This window comes from Kaistia sp. UC242_56, assembly GCF_044452255.1.
Classification (GTDB): Bacteria; Pseudomonadota; Alphaproteobacteria; order Rhizobiales; family Kaistiaceae; genus Kaistia; species Kaistia defluvii_A.
On sequence record NZ_JBIOAN010000001.1, the window covers coordinates 332,852 to 352,148 of the forward strand.

The window sequence follows — 19,297 nt, forward strand, 5'->3', positions numbered from 1 at the left end:
AAAAAATCGGGTTCAGGCGCCCTTGGCGGCGCTGTCGATGGCTTCGCGCGCGCGCTGGTAGCCCTGGTTGAGGAACATCACGTCATTGCCCATGATGATCATGTCGACGCCCTTCTTCTGCAGGGCCGTGACGCTCTCGGCGACGGGGGGAATGCAGGGCGCCATCACCTTGATGCCGCGCGCATGCGCCTTCTCGATCAGCTCGGAAAGCTTCTCGTCGACCTCGGCGTTCTTCATCGAGTAATCGATCGGGATCTGGCGCGAGATCGAGTAATCGGCCGGGCCGAAATTGACGACGTCGATGCCTTCGACCTCCAGGATCTCGTCGATGTTGTCGAAGAACTCGAAGCTCTCGGCCATCGGGATGACGAGCTTGGTAGCGTTCTCGTGCTCCATATATTTGGACCACTGGAAGCCTGGGCCCGCATAGCCCGCCGCGCGGCAACCGGCGTCGCCGCCGCGGCGACCGATCGGCATGAACTTGGCGGCGCTGACACAGGCGCGCGCCTCTTCGGCCGTCTTCACATAGGGCACGATCACGCCCGTCGCGCCCATTTCGAGCGACTTGCGGATGTCCCACTGGTTGACGCCGCGCACGCGGACCAGCGGCGCGATGCCCGCCAGCAGCGACGCCATCACCAGCTTTTCCATGTCGCGGTCGACATTGGTCGGGGTGTGCTCGGCATCGATGAAGGCGAAGTCGAGGCCCCAGTTCCCAGCAATCTCGATCGGGGTCGTGGAACCGGAATAGAACGTCGAGCCGAAGACGGATTCGCCGCGCTTCATCTTCTCTAGGAGGGTGTGGTTCTCAGGTACGGCCAATTGATGCTCCTCTGGCGGCGTTGGTTATTTCAAGTCAGGCGCAATGAAGCTCTTGAGCTCGGGCGTCTGCGGATTGGTGAAGATCTGTTCGGAAGGGCCCTGCTCCCAGACCCGCCCTTCGTTCATGAACACGGTGTGGGTGGCGACGCGGCGGGCGAAGCCCATCTCGTGCGTGACGAGAACCATGGTCATGCCGGCCTTCGCGAGCTCGGCGATGGTCTTGAGCACCTCGCCGGTCAGCTCGGGATCGAGCGCCGAGGTGACCTCGTCGAACAGCATGACCTTGGGCTTCATGGCCAGCGAACGGGCGATGGCGACACGCTGCTGCTGCCCGCCGGATAGCTGGTCCGGATAGGCATGTGCCTTGTCGGAAAGGCCGACCCGGCTGAGCACGTCCTCGACCAGACCCGCCATCGCGCTGGCCGGCAGCTTGCGGACCACGCGCGGCGCCAGGGTGATGTTGTCGGCGACGCTCAGATGCGGAAACAGATTGTAGCTCTGGAACACCATGCCGACCTCCTTGCGCAGTTCGCGCAAGGCCGGCTTCGCATCGGACACCTTGTGTCCCGCGACCTCGATCGAGCCGGACTCGAACGGCTCGAGCCCGTTGATGCAGCGCAGCATGGTGCTCTTGCCGGAGCCCGACCGCCCGATGACGGCGACCACATCGCCCTGTTCGACGCTGAGATCGATGCCCTTGAGGACCGGCATGGCGCCATAGGATTTCTTCAGGTTTTCAATGCGCAGCGCCGGCACTTTTTCTCTCCTTGAGCTTTTCGCTCCACCACGACAGCGGGAAGCACACGACGAAGTACATCGCAGCGACGGTCATGAAGACGTGGAAGGGCTGGAAGGTCACGTTGTTGAGCAGCTGCCCCGCCCTCGTCAGTTCGACGAAGCCGATCAGCGCGGTGACGGACGTATTCTTGACGATCTGGACCATGAACCCGACCGTCGGTCCCAGCGCGATGCGCAGGGCCTGGGGCAGGATAACGTAGCGCAGCTTCTGCGGCCCGCTCAGGGCCAGGGCGTCCGCCGCCTCCCACTGCGTCCGCGGGATGGATTCGATGCAGCCGCGCCAGATATCGGCGAGGAACGCGGTGGCATAGATGGTGAGCGAGATCACCGCCGCAGCGAAGGGCGGAAAGTAGAGGCCGAGAAAGCTCAGCCCGTAGAAGCAGAGGAACAGCAGGATCAGCAGCGGGGTCGCCTGCACCAGCTGGATATAGCTGGCGATGATGAACCGCAGCCAGCGCGGCCCCAGCGAGCGCCCCACGGCGAAGATCAGTCCCAGCACGCCGCCGGAAATGAAGGTCATGATCGACAGGCCGACCGTCCAGAGTAGGCCCATCATGAGGAACTGGACGCTCTGCCAACCAAAGGACTGGATCATAGGTCGGCCTTTCCAGGAACGAGCATCATGCCGGCGGCGGCATCGCCGGTATGGACGCGGCGGCGGAAGAGCCAGAGCCCGATCGCCCAGTAGAGCAGGCGGAAGGCAAAGGTCATGGCGATGTAGAGGATCGCCACGAGGATGAAGGTCTCAAGGCTCCGGAAGGTCTGGGATTCGATCATCGAACCGGCCAGGGTCAGGTCGGTCGCCGAAATCGCCGAGACGAGCGAGGTGCCCAGCAGGGTCAAGGTGAGCTGGCCCGTCAGCGCCGGATAGATGATGCGCAGGGCCGGCACGATCACGACGTAGCGCATCACCTGGAAGCGCGACATGCCGAGCGCCAGGCCGGCCTCGATCTGGGTCTTGGGAATGGCCAGCAACCCGGCCCGGAATATCTCCGTCGAATAGGCGCCGAGATTGAGCGAGATCGCGATGACGGCGGCCGTATTGGCACTGAGACGCAGCCCGGCGAAGGGCAACGCGAAGAACAGCAGGAAGAGCTGCACGAGCAGGGGCGTATTGCGGAACGCCTCGACATAGATCGAGCCGGCGATATTGGCCCAGCGCGGTCCGTTCACCCGGACGAGCGCCACGCTCAAGCCGATGGCGAGGCCGATCGCGATGGATTGGCCGGACAGGACCAGCGTATCCAAGGCGCCATCCAGCAGTTCGGGAAGCCGGCTCATCACCGGCCCGAAGGTCATTTCGTAGGCCAATTGAAGTCTCCGAGATCCCTGGCAGATCCTGGCTGGGCCGGCGATCCGGTCGCCGGCCCAGCCTTCCCCTTTGGGGTGGGGATGCGATCAGAACGTGGGAAGCTTGCCGCCGGGGATCGGGATGCCGATCCACTTCTCGTGCAGGGCGCCGAGATTGCCGGTCACTTCCTGGTAGTAGATGAAGTTGTTCAGCCACTGGTGCAACTCGGTCGCGTCCTTGCGGACGGCCATCGACCAATAGAGCGTGAAGATCGGCAGATCCGACTTCACTTCGAGATTGCTCAGATTCTGCTTCTTGATGACGTCATTGGCCACAGCGGCCACGGCGGCAGTTGCGTCCACCTGACCCGAGATCAGCGCCTGCATGGCCAGCGCATCATCGTCGAAGCGCACGACTTCCAGGCCCTTAATGCCATAGCCGGAGACGGCGATGTCCTGGGTGGAGCCCTTCGGCACCGAAATGCGCTTGCCGGCGAGATCCTCCAGCGAGGTGATCTTCGTATCCTTGCCCGCCACGAAGCGCATCTCATAAGCGCCGTACGGGTTGGTCATCAGGAAGGTCTTGGCGCGGGCGGGCGTCGCCGTCATCTGGGCGATCAACATGTCGACGCGGCCGGATTCGAGGGCGGCGGCGCGCGAGGCGTTGTTGACCGGCACGATCTCGACTTCGACTTCGAGAGCCGCGGCGACCTGGCGGGCCAGGTCCACGATGAAGCCGTCGGTCTTGCCGCTCGCATCGATCGTGTCATAGGGCGGGATGCCGGTCAGCACGCCAATGGCGATCCGCCCCTTGGCGCTGATGTCGGCGGTGGTCTGCGCCATCGCCGTTCCGGCGAGCGCAGCGGACAGCGCCACGGCGGCCACGGCGCCGCGGATGAAATTCCCAATCATTGCATTTCCTCCCTTGAACGCGCCGGCGGATTTTCCGCTCTCGACGCCTGTCTCCGTTGCCGAACCGGCACTCCTCTACCGGCCAGGTGTGCAAAAGCGGCCCGAAAGGCCGGCGATGCATCGCCCGATGGATCCAACACTTGACATATGACTTGTGACATAAGTAGATGTCAAGCAGCGTTATGGTGGCGTATTCGAGAGGGGACAACCGATGAACAGGCCTGAAGCCGCAGCAGGAACTCGACCCGTTCGCCTGACGGTGGGCAGGAGTTCCACGCCATGAAGCCCGTCGCTCCCCGCAGCCGAGACAAGCTGCACCTCTCCGTCGCCGGCGATTTCGAAGCCAAGATCCTCTCGGGCGCGCTGGGCATTGGCGAGCCGCTTCCTTCGGAGGCCGACATCGCGCGCGACTATGCCGTCTCGACGCGATCGGTGCGCGAGGCGATGCAGATCCTGGAGACAAAGGGGCTGGTGAAGCGGCGCCATGGCGGGCGCACCACGGTGGTGCGCGATGACGTCACGCAGTTTCTCGGCACGCTGACGGTCACGGTTCGCCAGCTCTTCTCCACCGACGCCGAATATCTCGTGCAGCTGATGGCCGTGCGCCGGATGATCGAGACCGAAGTCGTGGACCTGCTGACCTCGGGCGGCGGCGCCATGAATGCCGGTGTCGGCGCAGCCCTCGAGGCGATGCGCACGGCGCGCGACACCGCCGACTTCTCCGGCTTCGTCGATGCGGACGCTGCTTTCCACCTGGCCCTGGTCCATTCGGCCGGCAACCAGATTCTGACGGTCTTCTACGACAATCTGTACGGCCTGATCACCGAGGTGATCCGGATCACCAGCCGCGTGCCGACGAAATCGCTCGAGGCCGCCTGGGCCGAGCATGCCGACATCTATGCCCGCATCGAAAGCCGCGACGGCGAAGGCGCCAAGGCGCTGATGCGCGACCAGATCGACAATAGCGCCGCCTATCTCCGCGTCGCGATCGAAAAAGCCAAAGCAGCCAAGGACAAGAGCGATGACTAAGTTCGACTATACCGACACCGACTGGACCGCCATCGAGCGCCTCAAGAAGTGGTATTCCGGCGATGTCCATGACAGCATGGAGAGCCTGGGCCTCTGGGGGCATCTCGACGGCATCTCGCTCCTGGGTGCCTTGGAGCCCGGCCAGGTCGTCTGCGGCCCGGCCGTCACGGTGCTGTTCGAGGTTTCCGACCGCAAGGGCGATCCGCAGGACGTCTATCACAACGCGATCGACAACACGCCAGAAGGCGGCATCCTGGTTTGCGACGCATCCTGCGCCCCGGGTTCCTGCTCGGGAGAATTGATGAGTTCCGGTGCCAAGACCCGCGGCGCCGCCGCCACGGTCGTTTACGGCACGGTCCGCGACCTCGCCCAGGTCCGGGCGCTCGGCTATCCGCTGTTCGGCAGCGCGCCCAGCCCCGTCGGCGTCACCGGCAAGAAGGAACCCAGGCACTCCCAGGTCCCGCTCCAGATCGGCCGTGCCACCGTGCGTCCGGGCGACGTGATCTTCGGCGACATTGACGGCGTCGTGGTCATCCCCAAGGAACGCGTGCGGGACGTCGCCGATGCAGCGGACGCGCTGGGCCGCAACGAGGCCGCTGCGCGTGACCGCATCCTGGCCGGCGAGAAGCTGCAATCCGTCTGGCCGGAATAATCGAACCCGAATTTCGGATCGGCATGGCCGTCGTCCCACCGGACGACGGCCAAGTCATTTCTAGAGCCCGCTCCGGTCACCAGCTTCCCCACCCGCCCCGTCCGGTCAGCGATTTAAGCCATCGTGAAATCTGATACATCAGAGTTTGACGTATCAGATTTTTGAATTTACAAAAGTCTCGCCGGCTTCGGGAGATGATGGAATGGATGGTCACGTCGCGGACGATAGGGAACAGCGCAGCGAGCGGGTGCTTGAACCGATCCGCATGCGCAGCCTGCGCGAGCACATCCATGACGAGCTCCGCCAGGCCATTATTTCCGGCCGCCTGAAGACCGGCGCGAAGCTGAACGAGCGCCAGCTCGCGGCAGATCTGGGAACCAGCACCAGCCCGCTGAAGGAAGCGCTGCGCCAGCTCGAGGCCGAAGGTCTGGTGCGGACCGAGCCGCGCCGCGGCAGTTACGTCACCTTCTCGCCCCGGCAGGCCGAGGAGATGACGCTCGCCCGCGCTGCGCTGGAAAGCATCATCGCGCGCCAGGCCGCCAAACATGCCCCGGACGCAGCCTTTGCCCGGTTGCGCGCGGTCGTCGACAAGATGCGCGCCGTGCTGGAAACGGGCAGCGTCGAGCAGCTTATCGCGCTGAACGAGCAGTTCCACGACACGATCCACGAGGCGTCCGGCTGCGATTACCTGCGCCGGCTTCAGAACGCGCAGCGTACCTACGACCACGCCGCCCGCATCACCGTGCTGTCGAGTGAGGATGTTCGCCGGGCATCGTTCCATGAACATGAAGCGATCATGGAGGCGATCGTCGCCCGCAACGAGGATGAGGCCGAGCGGCTGATGCGCCAGCACATCATGGACGCGGGGAAGACGCATATCGAGCTGGTCTTCTGATCGGCTGACAGGGAGGAATACAATGAAGTTCGAGGCGTACCGCCGCGTCCTGCACGGCATATCCGGCGTGCATGTCACCGCTTATGATGACCGTGGCGAGATCGAGCCGAAGCTGACGGGCCGCATCGTGTCCGACATCGCGGCGGCCGGCGTCCATAACATCGTGACGGGCGGCAACACCGGCGAGTTCTTCAGCCTGACCACGGACGAGGTCATCCGCCTGCAGGACATCGCGGTCGCAGCCGTCGACGGCCGTTCGGCGGTCACCGCCGCGGCCGGTCGCTCGGTCCGCGAGGCGATCACCGTGGCGAAGGCTGCCAAGGCTGCCGGCGCCGACGGCGTCATGATCCACCATCCGCTCGATCCCTTCGCCGCCCCGCATTCGCAGGTCGATTACTTCATCGCCATTGCCGAAGCGGTCGATCTGCCCCTCGTCGCCTATGTCCGCTCCGACCTGATCCCGCTGGACCAGATGGTGCGCCTTGGCAGCCATCCGGCCGTCGCGGGCGTCAAGTTCGCGTCGACCAACACCATGCGCTTCGCCGAATGCGTGCGCGCCACCCAGGGCTCCGATGCCACCTGGATCTGCGGTCTCGCGGAAAGCTGGGCGCTACCCTTCTACGCGTTGGGCGGCAAAGGCTTCACCTCGGGCCTCGTCAACATCGCGCCGGCGCTTTCGCTCGCCGTCTGGCGCGCGCTGGAGGCGGGCGACTACGCGGCGGCGCGCGACTATGTCGATCGCATCGCCCCGTTCGAGACCATGCGCACGAAATACAACAACGGTGCCAACGTCACCGTCGTGAAGGAGGCTCTGCGCCTTCGCGGTGCCGAGGTCGGGGCGGTGCGCCTGCCTGGCTTGCCGGAACTCGAGACAACCGATCGCCAGGCGCTCGGCCGGATTCTGGAAAGCTGGAAGGAGTCCGCGCTCGCCTGATCGCCAGCGCCGCGCGTCATCTGGGAGGAGGCGCGCGGCGTTCATGACAACCACTGGGAGGAGTACGTCATGTTCAACAAGGTTTCACGTCGCCGCTTCATGGCCGGAGCGGGCCTCGCGGCCGGCGCCGGGCTCATCATGCCTCGGGGCGCGTTTGCGCAAGGCGCGCCGGTCGCCCTCAACGTCATCGACGCTGCCGGCAATCTGGCCCTGACACAGCCGATCTTTGACAATTTCGCGTCGAAGAACAGCAATCTCGTGTCGCGCTTCACCTTCAACAAGGCGCCGTCGCCGGAACTGCCGGGCAAGATCCGCGCCCAGCAGCGCGCCAATCGCGTCGATATCGACATGGTGATCATCGGCCCGGATGCCCTGTCGGCCGGCCTTGCCGACGACATCTGGACCGACATCATCGCCCTGCCGGAGAACGGCCTGCCCAAGCTGCAGGACATCTATCTCGACCCGGCCTGGCGCATGCAGCAGCAGGGCCAAGGCAAGGGCGTCGTCGTCTCCTACTACCCCTCGGGCCCGTTGCTCGAGTACATGCCCGACCGCGTGCCGAACGTGCCGAAGACGGCGCAGGAACTGCTCGACTGGGCGCGCCAGAACCCGAACAAGTTCATCTATGCGCGCCCTGCCAATTCCGGCCCCGGCCGTACCTTCCTGATGGGCCTGCCCTACCTGCTGGGCGATTCCAATCCCAAGGACCCGGCCAAGGGCTGGGACAAGACCTGGGCCTACCTCAAGGAACTGCACAAGCAGATCGAATATTACCCGGCCGGCACCGGGGCGCTGATGAAGGAATTCGGCGAGGGCACGCGTGACATGACCGTCACAACCACCGGCTGGGACATCAACCCGCGCGCCCTCGGCGTCGTGCCGAAGGAAGCCGCCGTCGGCAAGCTGGATGGCTTCCACTGGGTATGCGACGCGCATTATTTCGCGATCCCCAAGGGCGTTCCGGCCGAGAAGGTCGCGGTCCTGCTGGAGTTCATCAAGTTCGCGCTTCAGCCGGAGCAGCAGGCCTACTCCTATGACGCCGGCTATTTCTATCCGGGTCCGGCGGTCAAGGATGTTCCGCTGAGCATGGCTCCGCAGGCCAGCCAGGACATCATCGCCGAGTTCGGCCGTCCGGAATATGCGGACTGGATCGCCAACAACCCGATCGAGCTGCCGCTCGAGCCCGATGCCCTGGTGGTGGCCTTCCGTCGCTGGGACGAGGATGTCGCCGCCGGTTGATCGGCCGCTCCGCATTGTCGCTGCCGCGCGCCCATCGGGTCCGCGGCAGTGACGCCCTGGATCCCTGTTTCGGACGGAATAACGGCATGTCGCTCGCCTCAATGTCCTTCAATGAACTGCGTCTCGACCGCGTAAGCCGGGCTTTCGGGAGCTTCCATGCGCTGAACCAGATCGAACTCGTGATCGGCAAGGGCGAGTTCGTCGCGCTGCTCGGCCCGTCCGGTTGCGGCAAGTCGACCGCGCTCAACTGCATCGCCGGCCTGCTCGGAACCACCGGCGGCGGCATCTATATCGACGACCGGCGCATCGACCAGCTCAAGCCGGAAGACCGCGGCTTCGGCATGGTGTTCCAGAACTATGCGCTGTTTCCGCACATGACCGTGCTGCAGAATGTCGGCTTCGGCCTGAAGATGCGCGGCCTGCCGCGCGCCGAAATCGAAACCCGCTCCCAGGCAGCCCTTGCGCTGGTGCGCCTTCAGGGCCAGGCCGACAAGCTTCCCGGCCAGCTCTCGGGCGGCCAGCAGCAGCGCGTGGCCATCGCCCGCGCCATCGTGATCGAGCCGCCTCTGGTGCTGATGGACGAGCCGCTGTCCAATCTCGACGCCAAGCTCCGCCTGGAAATGCGCGCCGAGATCCGCCGTATCCACAACCAGTTGGGCGCGACCACGATCTACGTCACGCACGACCAGGACGAGGCGCTGTCGCTGGCCGATCGCATCGTGGTGCTGCGCGACGGGTCAATCCGTCAGGTCGGCACGCCGCATGAACTCTACGAGAGCCCGCTCTATCTCGACGTGGCCGAGTTCATGGGCTTCCGCAACAAGGTCGTCGGCAAGGTCGTCGGCGTCGCGAATGGCGTCGCCACCATCTCGACCGAGGGACGCGAACTCACCGGCCGCGCCATGGACGCCCTGAAGCCCGGCGACGATGCCGTGCTCGCCGCCCGCGGCGACGACGTGATCGAGGGCACCTCGGGCGGAAACGCCATTCAGGCGACGGTCGAGACCATCGAATATCGCGGCCGCGAATATGTCGGCACCGCCCGCACCGCCACCGACATGGAGCTCGTCTTCCACGGGCCGCGCAAGGTCGATATCGGCAGCCGCATCAGCCTGGAGATCGACGCCCTGCGCGCCCTGGTCTTTGCGACAGCGAGGGCAGCATGAGCGTCGAAGCGATCCAGACATCGCCGCGCGTCAACGCGGAGCCGGACCGGCCGGGCCTGCGCCGTCGGCTAGCCAACCGGGGGATAGACGGCGTCACGCTGATGATCCTGCCGGCCCTTCTCTTCGTGCTCGGCATCTTCGTCTACCCGTTCCTGTACGGACTGGTGCTGTCGTTCAATCCCCTGGAAGGCGACGCCCTCGCCAATTATCGCGAGTTCTTCTCGGATCCCTATCTCTACAACACGATCGGCGCCACGCTCCGGCTCGCCGTTCCGGTGACGCTCCTCAGCGGCATCTTGGCGGTGCCGATCGCGATGCGCGTGCGCCTGCTCCAGCGCCAGCGGCTGCTCACCACCATTCTCGTGCTGCCGATCACGCTCGGCACGGTGCTCGTCGCCGAGGGCCTGCTGAACTATCTGGGCGCGCAGGGCTGGTTCAACCGCACGCTGATGACCATCGGCCTGATCGACAGCCCGCTGCGTCTGACGAACAATTACTGGGGCGTCTTCGTCTCGCTGGTGATCACGGTCTTCCCGTTCACCTTCCTGCTGACGCTCTCCTACATCTCCGGCGTCGACCCGGCGCTGGAGCGCGCCGCCGCCACCCATGGCGCCAATAGCTGGCAGCGCTTCCGCTATGTGCTGTTGCCGCTCCTGATTCCGGGCTTGGTAGTCTCGGCCTGCCTCACCTTCGTGCAGGCCTTCTCGGTCTTCCCGTCGGCCGTGCTGCTCGGCGCGCCGTCCGGGCCGACGCGGGTCATTTCCATCGCCGCCGCGCAGGCCGCGTTCGAGGAATACAACCCCTCCAAGGCTTCGGCGATCGCCATGATCATGGCCGCCGTCCAGCTCCTCGTCGTGGCCGGCCTGCTTGGCGTGCGCTCAATGTTCTACCGCGGCTCGACCGCCGGCGGGAAAGGCTGACCCATGGTTCGCGATACCTCTCTTCTTTCCAAGCTGTGGATCACGGTCGTCTGGGTCGTCACGGGTCTGTTCGTCCTCAACGTCATCGCCGTCATCGCGGCCGTGGTGGTCTCGTCCTTCGGCACGCGCTGGCTGCGCAGCTGGTTGCCGGATGCCTTCACGATCCGCTGGTATGCGGCGGCCTGGGCCGAGTTCCAGCTCGACCACGTGCTGCTGGTCACCTTCCAGATCGTCTTCACGGTCGTGATCCTGTCGGGTCTTCTCGGCGTGACGGCCGCCTACGCGATGGCGCGGCGGAATTTTCCCGGCAAGAAGCTCGTGCTGCTGATCTTTCTGCTGCCGCTGCTGGTGCCGCCGATCACCTTCGGCATTCCGCTCGCGACGGTGCTCTACATGGCCGGCGTCGGCGGCACGTTCTGGGGCGTGGTGCTGGCCAATCTCGTGCCGACCGTGCCCTTCGTCATCCTGGTCATGATCCCGTTCATCGAGCAGATCGATCCCAAGGTAGAGGCGGCGGCGCGCGTGTTCGGCGCCGGCACGTTCCAGCTTTTCCGTCACGTGCTGCTGCCCATGCTGCTTCCCGGCATGCTGGCTTCGATGCTGCTGGTGCTGGTCCGCACCGTGGCGATGTTCGAGCTGACCTTCCTAACCGCGGGGCCGACCAGCCAGACCCTCGTGGTCGCGCTCTACTACTCGGTCTTCGCCGCAGGCGTCCGCTCGGTGCAGTCGATCGACGCCATGGCGGTGATCTACATGGTCACCTCATTGGTCTGGCTGCTGATCGCGCTCCGCTTCGTGAACCCGACGCAGATCGTCGCGCGCGGCCGGTCGGAAGCCTCGACTCACTGACGTCCAGGGGGCGGCGCAGGCCGCCCCTCCCGCAATGCCCCGGAAAATTCCATGAAGATCCAAGCGATTGAAACCATCCAGCTGCCGCACCTCAACAACATCCTCTGGGTGCAGGTGCATACTGATGAAGGCATTGTCGGGCTGGGCGAGACGTTTCGCGGTGCCAATGCGGTGGCGGCCTACATCCACAGCGATATCGCGCCGCTGCTGATCGGCCAGAACCCGCTGGAGATCGACCGCATCTCCAGCCTGCTGCTGTCGCCCTATGTCGGCTTCCGTTCGTCGGGTGTCGAGATCCGCGCGGCATCGGCGATCGACGTCGCGCTGTGGGACATTTTCGGCAAGGTAGTGAACCAGCCGATCCACCAGCTACTCGGCGGCCTGTCGCGACCGGTGATCCGCACCTACAACACCTGCGCCGGCTACACCTACAACAAGAGCGGCGCGCGGCGTTACATCGGCGATGGCGACGACGCGAAGGAAGGACCCTACGAGGACCAGCTGGCCTTCCACAGGGATGCCGGCGCGCTGGCGGAGAGCCTGCTGTCCGAAGGCATCACCGCGATGAAGATCTGGCCTTTCGACCCGTTCGCGGTCGCCAATGGCGGTAATTTTATCCACGCCACCGATCTCGACAAGGCGCTCCTCCCCTTCCGCCAGATCCGCGAGGCGGTCGGCGACAAGATGGAAGTCATGGTCGAGTTGCATTCGATGTGGGACCTGACATCGGCCCTGGCGATCGCGCGAGGCTTGCGCCAGTTCAACCCGTTCTGGGCCGAAGATCCGATCAAGATGGTCAACCCGCAATCCCTGGCGATCTATGCCCGCCAGTCCGGCATTCCGGTCTGCGCCAGCGAGACGCTGGCGACGCGATCGCAGTTCCTCGACGTGCTCAAGGCTGACGCCACGGACTATGTGATGCTCGACGTGTCATGGTGCGGCGGGCTGTCGGAAGCGAAGAAGATCGGCACCATGGCCGAGACGTTCCAGCGGCCGGTCGCACCGCATGACTGCACCGGCCCCGTGGTTTTCGCCGCCTCGATCCACCTGTCGCTGAACCTGCCCAATGCGATCTACCAGGAATCCGTGCGCGCCTATTACACCTCGTGGTATCGCGATCTCGTCACGGTGATGCCGCGCATCGAGAACGGCGAAATCTATCCCTTCGAGGGCGCCGGCCTCGGGCTGGAATTGTCCGATTTCGTGCTCGATCATCCCGAGGTGATCCGCCGGACCACGAGGACATCGTGACGGGCCCGGTCGGCAATCGCGCCCGGATGAAAGGAGCCATGACATGACACGCACGATCCTGCTCACCGGCGCTTCCGGCACGCTGGGCCGCATGCTGGCCCCGCGCCTGGCGCGCAAGGGCTACGCCCTACGCCTTTCGGATATCGCGGCCTTTCCCGATCCGCTTCCCGAAGGCTCAACGTTCGTGCCGGCGGATCTGCGGGATGAAGCCGCGGTTCGGGAGCTGGTGCAGGGCACGCACCAGATTGTCCATCTGGGCGGTATCAGCGTCGAAAAGCCGTTCCGCCCCGTCCTCGACGCCAACATACTCGGCCTGATCCATCTGTTCGAAGCCGCGCGGCAGGATCGCCAGCGCATCGTCTTTGCCAGCTCCAACCACGCCATCGGCTTTTACGAGCGGGGCGAGAAGCTGTCCGTCCGCGACCCGATGCGGCCGGACGGCTATTACGGTCTCTCCAAGGCCTATGGCGAACTGCTCGCCCGCATGATGTTCGACAAGCATGGGCTGGAAAGCGTCCACATGCGCATCGGCACCTGCATTCCGCAGCCGACCGAGGCCCGTCACCTGTCGACCTGGCTGTCGCACGACGATCTGGAGCGCCTGGTGATCGCCGCGCTGGAGGCAGAGAGCCCGGGCCACGCCATCGTGTGGGGCGTCTCGGCCAACCGGCAATCGTGGTGGAGCGAGGATGACGCCGCGCGCATCGGCTATGTGCCGCAAGACGACGCCGAGCGCTTCGCGCCCCTTCCCGAGGAGGGCGATGCCGTGACGCGGCGGTTTCAGGGCGGCAGCTTCACCGCGCAGGACTACACGAAGGGCGACGCCGAGCCATGACCGTCGCGCTGGCAGCCGGCAGCTACGACATGACCGTGGATCCCGCACAGGGCGGGGCGATCCTCTCGGCCAACTGGCGCCCCCCCGACGGCCGCAAGGTCGCCGTGCTGGAGCCGGTGACGGGATCGCTGGCGCCCTTCAAGGCCGGATGTTTCGCCATGGTCCCGTTTGCCAACCGCATCGCGGATGGCCGCTTCCGCTTCGAAGGAAATGACTATGCGGTGCCGGTCAATCATCCGGCCGAGGCGATGGCGATCCACGGCTTCGGGCGTGAAAACCCCTGGCGCATCACGGCGCAGGACAGCGCCACGCTGACGCTCGAACAGGATTTCGAGCGCGCCGACAACCCGTATCGCTATCACGCGCGGCAGGAGATCGCCCTTTCCGAAGCGGGGCTTCGTCTGTCGCTCTCCGTGCGCAATGACGGCGCGCGCGCCATACCATTCGGCATCGGCTTTCACCCCTGGTTTCCGAAATCGCCGCGCACCACGCTGGCCTTTGCCTCGCGCGGTGTGCTGGGACGGGATGCACGCGGCCTGCCGATCCTGCCGCCCCGGACGGTGCCGGCTTTTGAGCCCGCCTCCCCCGCCCCCCTCGCGACGCTGCCCTGGTTCGACGGATTCTTGGACGGCTGGGAGCCCCGCCAGGTGCGGCTGGAGCGGCCCGAGGACGACCTCGCCCTGGAGCTGGAAGCCGAGGGCGCCTTCCGCCATCTCCATGTCTTCGTCCCGGATGATCGCGTGGTCCTTTGCGCGGAACCGGTGAGCCACGCCCCCGACGCGATCAACCGCCCCGAACTCGGCGCCGCCAACGCCATGCACAGGCTTGCGCCCGGCGAGGCGATGGCCGGCACGATGACGATCCAGGCGATGCCCCTCCGCACGATGCCCTTTTCCACCACGAGGCACAGACGATGACCCGCAAGACCTATGACCAGCTCCGCTCCTCGCGCTGGTTCGCGCCGGACGACCAACGGTCATCGGGGCACCGTTCGCGCACGCTGCAGATGGGCTACGACCCAGCCGACTGGGAAGGAAAGCCGGTCATCGCCATCATCAACACCTGGTCGGACGCGCAGCCCTGCCACGCCCATTTCAAAGATCGCGTGGAATGGGTGAAGCGCGGCATCCTTCAGGCGGGGGGCTTTCCGGTCGAACTGCCGGCCATGTCGCTCTCGGAGAGCTGGGTCAAGCCGACCACCATGCTCTATCGCAACATGCTGGCGATGGAGACGGAGGAGCTGCTGCGCTCGCATCCGATCGACGGCGCGGTGCTGATGGGCGGCTGCGACAAGACCACGCCGGCCCTGGTCATGGGCGCGATCTCGGTCGGCCTGCCCTTCGTCTTCCTGCCGGCCGGGCCCATGCTGCGCGGCAATTATGCCGGCAAATATCTCGGTTCCGGCACAGACATGTTCAAATATTGGGACGAGCGGCGCGCCGGCACCATCACCAAGGAAGAATGGATGGGCATGGAGGCAGGCATCGCGCGCTCCTACGGCCACTGCATGACCATGGGCACCGCCAGCACGATGACCGCGATCGCCGAGGCGATGGGGCTGTCGCTGCCGGGTTCGTCGTCGATCCCCGCCGCCGACGCCAATCACCAGCGCATGTCCACCCAATGCGGCCGGCGCGCCGTCGAGATGGTGTGGGAAGACCTGACGCCGGAAAAGATCATCACCCCCGCCGCCGTGGAAAACGCCGTCACGGTGGCCATGGCGACCGGCTGCTCGACCAACGCCATCATCCATCTGATCGCCATGGCGCGGCGGGCCGGCATTCCGCTCGAGCTGGACGACCTCGACCTGATCGGCCGCACAACGCCCGTCCTCGCCAATATCCGTCCCTCCGGCACGCAATATCTGATGGAGGATTTCTTCTATGCCGGCGGCCTGCGCGCGCTGATGAAGCAATTGGGCGACAAGCTCGATGCCTCGGCCATCACGGTGACCGGCCGTCCGCTGGTCGAGGGGCTGGAGGAAGTGAAGATCTACAATGAGGACGTGATCCGGCCGCTCTCCAACCCTGTCTATCACGAGGGCTCGCTGGCCGTGCTCAAGGGCAATCTCTGCCCGGACGGGGCCGTCATCAAGCCGGCCGCCTGCGACCCGAAATTCCACAGGCATGTCGGTCCGGCGCTGGTCGCCGACAGCTATCCGGAACTGAAGAAGATCATCGACGATCCGGATTATCCGATGACGCCCGACACCGTGCTGGTGCTGCGCAATGCGGGGCCGCAAGGTGGTCCGGGCATGCCGGAATGGGGCATGATTCCGATGCCCAAGGCGCTGCTGAAGCTGGGCCTGCGCGACATGGTCCGCCTTTCGGACGCGCGCATGTCGGGCACCTCGTTCGGCGCCTGCGTCCTGCATGTCGCGCCGGAATCCTATGTCGGCGGCCCGCTTGCGCTGTTGAAGACCGGGGATATGGTCGAGCTCGACATTCCGGCGCGCCGGCTCGACATGCTGGTCAGCGAGGAGGAGCTCGCGACGCGACGCGCGGCCTGGGTCGCGCCGCCGCCCCGCTACGGACGCGGCTATGGCCTGATGTTCTCCAAGCATATCGAGCAGGCCGACAAGGGTTGCGACTTCGACTTCCTACGCACCGAATACGGCCGCCCCGTCGAGGAGCCGGTCATCTACTAGCGCCCTGAAGAAATCGTGAGCGACATGAGCACCTACATCCTTTCCGACGAGACGCGGGCGAAGCTGTCGAAGATCTCGACCGCATCCGTCGCCAGCGCCCTGTACAAGCGCGGCCTGCGCAACCAGTTCATCCAGGGCGTCAGCCCGGTCCGCTGGAAGGGCCGCAACATGGTCGGCCAGGCCTTCACGCTGCGCTATATCCCGGCGCGCGAAGACCGCAACCCGATGGAAGTCTTCCGCAATCCAGATCACCCGCAGCGCGTGGCGATGGAAACCTGTCCGCCCGGCCACGTGCTGGTGATGGACAGCCGCAAGGATCCGCGCGCCGCCTCGGCGGGCTCGATCCTGATCACGCGGCTGGCCAAGCGCGGCTGCGCCGGCGTCGTGACCGATGGCGGATTTCGCGACGCCGAGGGCATCGCCCAGCTCGACATGCCCGCCTACCACCAGCGCCCCAGCGCGCCGACCAATCTGACGCTGCACGAGGCGCTCGACATCAACGTGCCGATCGCCTGCGGCGACGCGGCGGTCTTCCCTGGCGACGTGCTGGTCGGCGACGGCGACGGCGTCATGGTCATTCCTGCCCACCTCGCCGATGAGATCGCCGACGAATGCACCGGCATGGAGCAGTTCGAGGTGTTCGTGCTCGAACAGGTCGACGCCGGCGCGCCGATCATCGGCCTTTACCCCCCACCAGCGAAAAGGCCCAGGCCGACTACGCCCGGTGGCGCCAGGAGAAGGGCCTGTAGGGCCGCGCGGGCGGTTCGAAGAAAGGCGGCCCTGCATCAAGCGCGGGGCGACAGGCCCGAGAAGAAGTCTTCCCCCGCGAAAAGCTGGGCCATCGCCTCGTCGGACCGGTCGAGATGGCGGACCAGAAGCTGGACCGACAACTCAGGATCGCGGACAGCGAGCGCCTCGACGATCCCTTGATGCTCGTCGAGGGTCGCATCGGCTCGCCCCATCGCCGGCAGGGCCATGAAGCGCGTGCGGTCGATCTGCGCCTTGGCGCCGTCGATCATCCGCCAGAGCCGGGGAAAGCCGCTCAGATTGCAGATCGCGGCATGAAATCGGTCGTCGAGATCGATCAGTTCCGCGAAATGCTCCCCTTCGGCAGCCCGGCGCTGCTGGCGCAGCAGCAACTCGAATTCGTCCAGATTGGCCTGGGTGACATGCTGCGCGGCATGGCGGATGCCCTCGATCTCGAGCGCGCGGCGAATGAGCCGCCCCTCCTCCCAGCGCAGCCGGTCCACCGGCGAGACATAGGTGCCGGCCTGCGGGCGGATCACCACCAGCCCGTCGGAGGCAAGCTGGCGAAACGCCTCGCGCAACGGCGACCGGGAAATATCGAAGCGCCCCGTGACCAGCGCCTCGGGAATGGGGTCCCCGGGCAACAGACGCCAATGCGCGATCGCACGCCGCAATAGCCCATAGACCTGCTCGCCGATCGGGCGCGAGCGGTCGATCGCGGCGTCCGCGGGAAACGGATCGTCTCGCCGCAGCCGCTCGGCCGCTCCGGCAGTTTTTCGCTTCGACATTGCGATGGCCATTGACACCCCCAAACTAGGATCCTAGCATCTCACAATAATAACACCCGCTGAACAACAGCGATTGATCAATATGATCAAAATAATAAGAACAGACTTCCCGGTTGGAAACCAAACGCCAAGGTAACGCCACTACCAAAGCAACAAGCATAGAGTGCTGTCAGCCTCTTTGATCGCGGGACATTCATGTCCTGCGCCGGGACGGCCTTGTCAGCTAACGCCCTAAATCTGTCTAGACGTTCCATTGCTTGTCACCTCCGAAGATCTGATGGTCTCGGCGGACCGATCTCGCGCGCACTGACATGGAGGAAAAATGTCAGAGGACTTTTCCGGTCTTGGGATGAATCTCGGGAACCTTTCGCGGCTGTCCAAGGCCAAAACCCGCTCGATCAGCCCGGAGAATTTCACCGGCGAGAAGGGCAAGGGCGGCATGGCGTTGGAGGGCACGGGCGCCAGCTGCGCCCGCGGCCTCGGCAAGAATGGCGACGGACTCGGCTGGAAAGTCTCGCCTTCGGTCGAGATCCAGCCCGGCGAAACCTTTGTCATGGGCGACATTGAGGGCCCCGGCGCGATCCAGCAGATCTGGTGCGTCGTCTCGAATGTCCGCTGGCGCAACCTGATCCTGCGTATTCATTGGGACGACCAGGAGACGCCGTCGGTCGAATCCCCGCTGGGCGACTTCTTTGCCTGCGGCTGGAACCGCTTCGCGCAGGTTTCCTCCCTCGCCGTCTGCGTCAATCCGGGCCGCGCCTTCAATTGTTACTGGGAGATGCCGTTCCGCAAGCGGGCCAGGATTACGCTGGAAAACCGCGATCCCGTCGAGCCGGTGATCCTCTACTACCAGATCAACTACACGCTGACCGACGTCCCCGCGGACGCCGCCTATTTCCACGCCCAGTTCCGCCGCACCAACCCGCTGCCGTTTGGCGAGGACTACACGATCCTCGATGGCGTCAAGGGTCAGGGCCACTATGTCGGTACCTACATGGCCTGGGGCGTCAACAATGCCGGCTGGTGGGGCGAAGGCGAGATCAAGTTCTTCATGGACGGGGACCAGGAATTCCCGACCATCTGCGGCACGGGAACCGAGGATTACTTCTGCGGCGCCTATAATTTCGACGGCGGCGTCATCGACCCCAACATGACCAGTGCCTATCGCGAGTATTCGACCGCCTATGCCGGCCTGCCGCAGGTTCTTCGGCCTGATGGGACCTACCAGTCGCAGACCCGCTTCGGCATGTATCGCTGGCACATCATGGATCCGATCCGCTTCGATACGGACCTCAGGGTAACGATCCAGGCGATCGGCTGGCGCACCGAGAAGAAGAACCGGCGCTATCTGCCGCTGCAGGATGACATCGCCTCCGTCGCCTTCTGGTACCAGACGATTCCCGCGGCGCCCTTCCCGCCCCTGCCGGACGCAGACTACCTCGAAATCATCTGAGGCGCGGGCAGGTATTTCTGGATGGCGACGAAGTTCCTTTGCCGCCATCCCCGGCCCGAAACGGCCGCAT

19 protein-coding genes and 1 pseudogene are annotated in these 19,297 nt (G+C 65.1%); 14 read left to right on the forward strand and 6 right to left on the reverse strand.

Features of this window, described 5'->3' with window-relative positions; genetic code table 11:
• Positions 1-12: 12 nt before the first annotated feature.
• The 5 genes from ACHMWQ_RS01565 to ACHMWQ_RS01585 all read right to left on the reverse strand — a co-directional run bounded on the left by ACHMWQ_RS01565 (position 13) and on the right by ACHMWQ_RS01585 (position 3,822).
• On the reverse strand, positions 13-822 hold the full coding sequence (locus tag ACHMWQ_RS01565; protein ID WP_396306141.1) for an HpcH/HpaI aldolase/citrate lyase family protein: 810 nt from the start codon (positions 820-822) through the stop codon (positions 13-15).
• 24 nt (positions 823-846) lie between these two features.
• Positions 847-1,578: an amino acid ABC transporter ATP-binding protein gene (locus ACHMWQ_RS01570; RefSeq protein ID WP_354553952.1), complete on the reverse strand. Its 732-nt coding sequence runs from the start codon at positions 1,576-1,578 to the stop codon at positions 847-849.
• Positions 1,559-2,215 carry an amino acid ABC transporter permease gene (locus ACHMWQ_RS01575; RefSeq protein WP_354553954.1) on the reverse strand — a complete coding sequence of 219 codons (657 nt, stop codon included), beginning with the start codon at positions 2,213-2,215 and terminating at the stop codon, positions 1,559-1,561. The genes ACHMWQ_RS01570 and ACHMWQ_RS01575 overlap by 20 nt, the downstream gene beginning before the upstream one ends.
• Entirely contained in the window at positions 2,212-2,931 is a 720-nt protein-coding gene (locus tag ACHMWQ_RS01580; protein WP_354553955.1) for an amino acid ABC transporter permease, read from the reverse strand. The genes ACHMWQ_RS01575 and ACHMWQ_RS01580 overlap by 4 nt, the downstream gene beginning before the upstream one ends.
• Positions 2,932-3,018: 87 nt before the next feature.
• Positions 3,019-3,822 carry a transporter substrate-binding domain-containing protein gene (locus ACHMWQ_RS01585; protein WP_354553957.1) on the reverse strand — a complete coding sequence of 268 codons (804 nt, stop codon included), beginning with the start codon at positions 3,820-3,822 and terminating at the stop codon, positions 3,019-3,021.
• 279 nt (positions 3,823-4,101) lie between these two features.
• Between ACHMWQ_RS01585 and ACHMWQ_RS01590 the strand changes: the two genes are divergently transcribed.
• From ACHMWQ_RS01590 to ACHMWQ_RS01650, 13 genes and pseudogenes are all read left to right on the forward strand, one after another.
• Positions 4,102-4,851, forward strand: coding sequence for a FadR/GntR family transcriptional regulator (locus ACHMWQ_RS01590; RefSeq protein WP_396306142.1), 750 nt, complete (start codon positions 4,102-4,104; stop codon positions 4,849-4,851).
• The gene (locus tag ACHMWQ_RS01595; RefSeq protein ID WP_396306143.1) at positions 4,844-5,503 is read left to right on the forward strand and encodes an RraA family protein; all 660 of its coding nucleotides are present in this window, start codon (positions 4,844-4,846) and stop codon (positions 5,501-5,503) included. Before ACHMWQ_RS01590 ends, ACHMWQ_RS01595 begins: the two co-directional genes overlap by 8 nt.
• A gap of 145 nt (positions 5,504-5,648) precedes the next feature.
• Positions 5,649-6,398: a GntR family transcriptional regulator gene (locus ACHMWQ_RS01600; protein WP_354553961.1), complete on the forward strand. Its 750-nt coding sequence runs from the start codon at positions 5,649-5,651 to the stop codon at positions 6,396-6,398.
• 22 nt (positions 6,399-6,420) lie between these two features.
• Positions 6,421-7,332: a dihydrodipicolinate synthase family protein gene (locus ACHMWQ_RS01605; protein ID WP_396306144.1), complete on the forward strand. Its 912-nt coding sequence runs from the start codon at positions 6,421-6,423 to the stop codon at positions 7,330-7,332.
• A gap of 69 nt (positions 7,333-7,401) precedes the next feature.
• Positions 7,402-8,571, forward strand: a complete 1,170-nt coding sequence (locus ACHMWQ_RS01610) for an extracellular solute-binding protein (RefSeq protein ID WP_354553963.1) — start codon at positions 7,402-7,404, stop codon at positions 8,569-8,571.
• A gap of 86 nt (positions 8,572-8,657) precedes the next feature.
• Positions 8,658-9,737, forward strand: a complete 1,080-nt coding sequence (locus ACHMWQ_RS01615; RefSeq protein ID WP_354553965.1) for an ABC transporter ATP-binding protein — start codon at positions 8,658-8,660, stop codon at positions 9,735-9,737.
• A gap of 101 nt (positions 9,738-9,838) precedes the next feature.
• Positions 9,839-10,657 (forward strand): ABC transporter permease subunit, encoded by an 819-nt coding sequence (locus tag ACHMWQ_RS01620; protein WP_354554224.1) that lies wholly within the window; start codon positions 9,839-9,841, stop codon positions 10,655-10,657.
• A gap of 3 nt (positions 10,658-10,660) precedes the next feature.
• Positions 10,661-11,506, forward strand: a complete 846-nt coding sequence (locus ACHMWQ_RS01625; RefSeq protein WP_266331735.1) for an ABC transporter permease — start codon at positions 10,661-10,663, stop codon at positions 11,504-11,506.
• Positions 11,507-11,557: 51 nt separating this feature from the next.
• The gene (locus tag ACHMWQ_RS01630) at positions 11,558-12,757 is read left to right on the forward strand and encodes a mandelate racemase/muconate lactonizing enzyme family protein (protein ID WP_396306145.1); all 1,200 of its coding nucleotides are present in this window, start codon (positions 11,558-11,560) and stop codon (positions 12,755-12,757) included.
• A 43-nt stretch (positions 12,758-12,800) separates the two neighbouring features.
• Entirely contained in the window at positions 12,801-13,592 is a 792-nt protein-coding gene (locus tag ACHMWQ_RS01635) for an NAD-dependent epimerase/dehydratase family protein (RefSeq protein ID WP_396306146.1), read from the forward strand.
• A complete protein-coding gene (locus tag ACHMWQ_RS01640) occupies positions 13,589-14,509 on the forward strand; it encodes an aldose 1-epimerase (protein WP_396306147.1) in 921 nt (306 codons plus the stop codon). The genes ACHMWQ_RS01635 and ACHMWQ_RS01640 overlap by 4 nt, the downstream gene beginning before the upstream one ends.
• Positions 14,506-16,239 (forward strand): L-arabinonate dehydratase, encoded by a 1,734-nt coding sequence (gene araD, locus ACHMWQ_RS01645; RefSeq protein WP_396306148.1) that lies wholly within the window; start codon positions 14,506-14,508, stop codon positions 16,237-16,239. The genes ACHMWQ_RS01640 and araD overlap by 4 nt, the downstream gene beginning before the upstream one ends.
• A 24-nt stretch (positions 16,240-16,263) precedes the next feature.
• Positions 16,264-16,988 (forward strand): annotated as a pseudogene (locus tag ACHMWQ_RS01650) (ribonuclease activity regulator RraA).
• A 36-nt stretch (positions 16,989-17,024) separates the two neighbouring features.
• On the opposite strand, the gene ACHMWQ_RS01655 reads toward ACHMWQ_RS01650, so the two are convergent.
• On the reverse strand, positions 17,025-17,786 hold the full coding sequence (locus tag ACHMWQ_RS01655) for a GntR family transcriptional regulator (RefSeq protein WP_354553974.1): 762 nt from the start codon (positions 17,784-17,786) through the stop codon (positions 17,025-17,027).
• Between the two features lie 337 nt (positions 17,787-18,123).
• On the opposite strand from ACHMWQ_RS01655, the gene ACHMWQ_RS01660 reads away from it, so the two are divergent.
• Positions 18,124-19,227 (forward strand): glycoside hydrolase family 172 protein, encoded by a 1,104-nt coding sequence (locus ACHMWQ_RS01660; protein WP_396306149.1) that lies wholly within the window; start codon positions 18,124-18,126, stop codon positions 19,225-19,227.
• The last annotated feature ends 70 nt before the right edge of the window (positions 19,228-19,297 follow it).

What these genes read in the sequence shown, in the direction of transcription:
- ACHMWQ_RS01575 (WP_354553954.1), bottom strand. Translation starts at nt 2,215, where the DNA reads ATGATCCAGTCCTTTGGTTGGCAGAGCGTCCAGTTCCTCATGATGGGC.
- ACHMWQ_RS01585 (WP_354553957.1), bottom strand. Translation starts at nt 3,822, where the DNA reads ATGATTGGGAATTTCATCCGCGGCGCCGTGGCCGCCGTGGCGCTGTCC.
- ACHMWQ_RS01590 (WP_396306142.1), top strand. Translation starts at nt 4,102, where the DNA reads ATGAAGCCCGTCGCTCCCCGCAGCCGAGACAAGCTGCACCTCTCCGTC.
- ACHMWQ_RS01595 (WP_396306143.1), top strand. Translation starts at nt 4,844, where the DNA reads ATGACTAAGTTCGACTATACCGACACCGACTGGACCGCCATCGAGCGC.
- ACHMWQ_RS01605 (WP_396306144.1), top strand. Translation starts at nt 6,421, where the DNA reads ATGAAGTTCGAGGCGTACCGCCGCGTCCTGCACGGCATATCCGGCGTG.
- ACHMWQ_RS01610 (WP_354553963.1), top strand. Translation starts at nt 7,402, where the DNA reads ATGTTCAACAAGGTTTCACGTCGCCGCTTCATGGCCGGAGCGGGCCTC.
- ACHMWQ_RS01615 (WP_354553965.1), top strand. Translation starts at nt 8,658, where the DNA reads ATGTCGCTCGCCTCAATGTCCTTCAATGAACTGCGTCTCGACCGCGTA.
- ACHMWQ_RS01620 (WP_354554224.1), top strand. Translation starts at nt 9,839, where the DNA reads ATGATCCTGCCGGCCCTTCTCTTCGTGCTCGGCATCTTCGTCTACCCG.
- ACHMWQ_RS01625 (WP_266331735.1), top strand. Translation starts at nt 10,661, where the DNA reads ATGGTTCGCGATACCTCTCTTCTTTCCAAGCTGTGGATCACGGTCGTC.
- ACHMWQ_RS01630 (WP_396306145.1), top strand. Translation starts at nt 11,558, where the DNA reads ATGAAGATCCAAGCGATTGAAACCATCCAGCTGCCGCACCTCAACAAC.
- ACHMWQ_RS01635 (WP_396306146.1), top strand. Translation starts at nt 12,801, where the DNA reads ATGACACGCACGATCCTGCTCACCGGCGCTTCCGGCACGCTGGGCCGC.
- ACHMWQ_RS01640 (WP_396306147.1), top strand. Translation starts at nt 13,589, where the DNA reads ATGACCGTCGCGCTGGCAGCCGGCAGCTACGACATGACCGTGGATCCC.
- araD (WP_396306148.1), top strand. Translation starts at nt 14,506, where the DNA reads ATGACCCGCAAGACCTATGACCAGCTCCGCTCCTCGCGCTGGTTCGCG.
- ACHMWQ_RS01655 (WP_354553974.1), bottom strand. Translation starts at nt 17,786, where the DNA reads ATGGCCATCGCAATGTCGAAGCGAAAAACTGCCGGAGCGGCCGAGCGG.
- ACHMWQ_RS01660 (WP_396306149.1), top strand. Translation starts at nt 18,124, where the DNA reads ATGAATCTCGGGAACCTTTCGCGGCTGTCCAAGGCCAAAACCCGCTCG.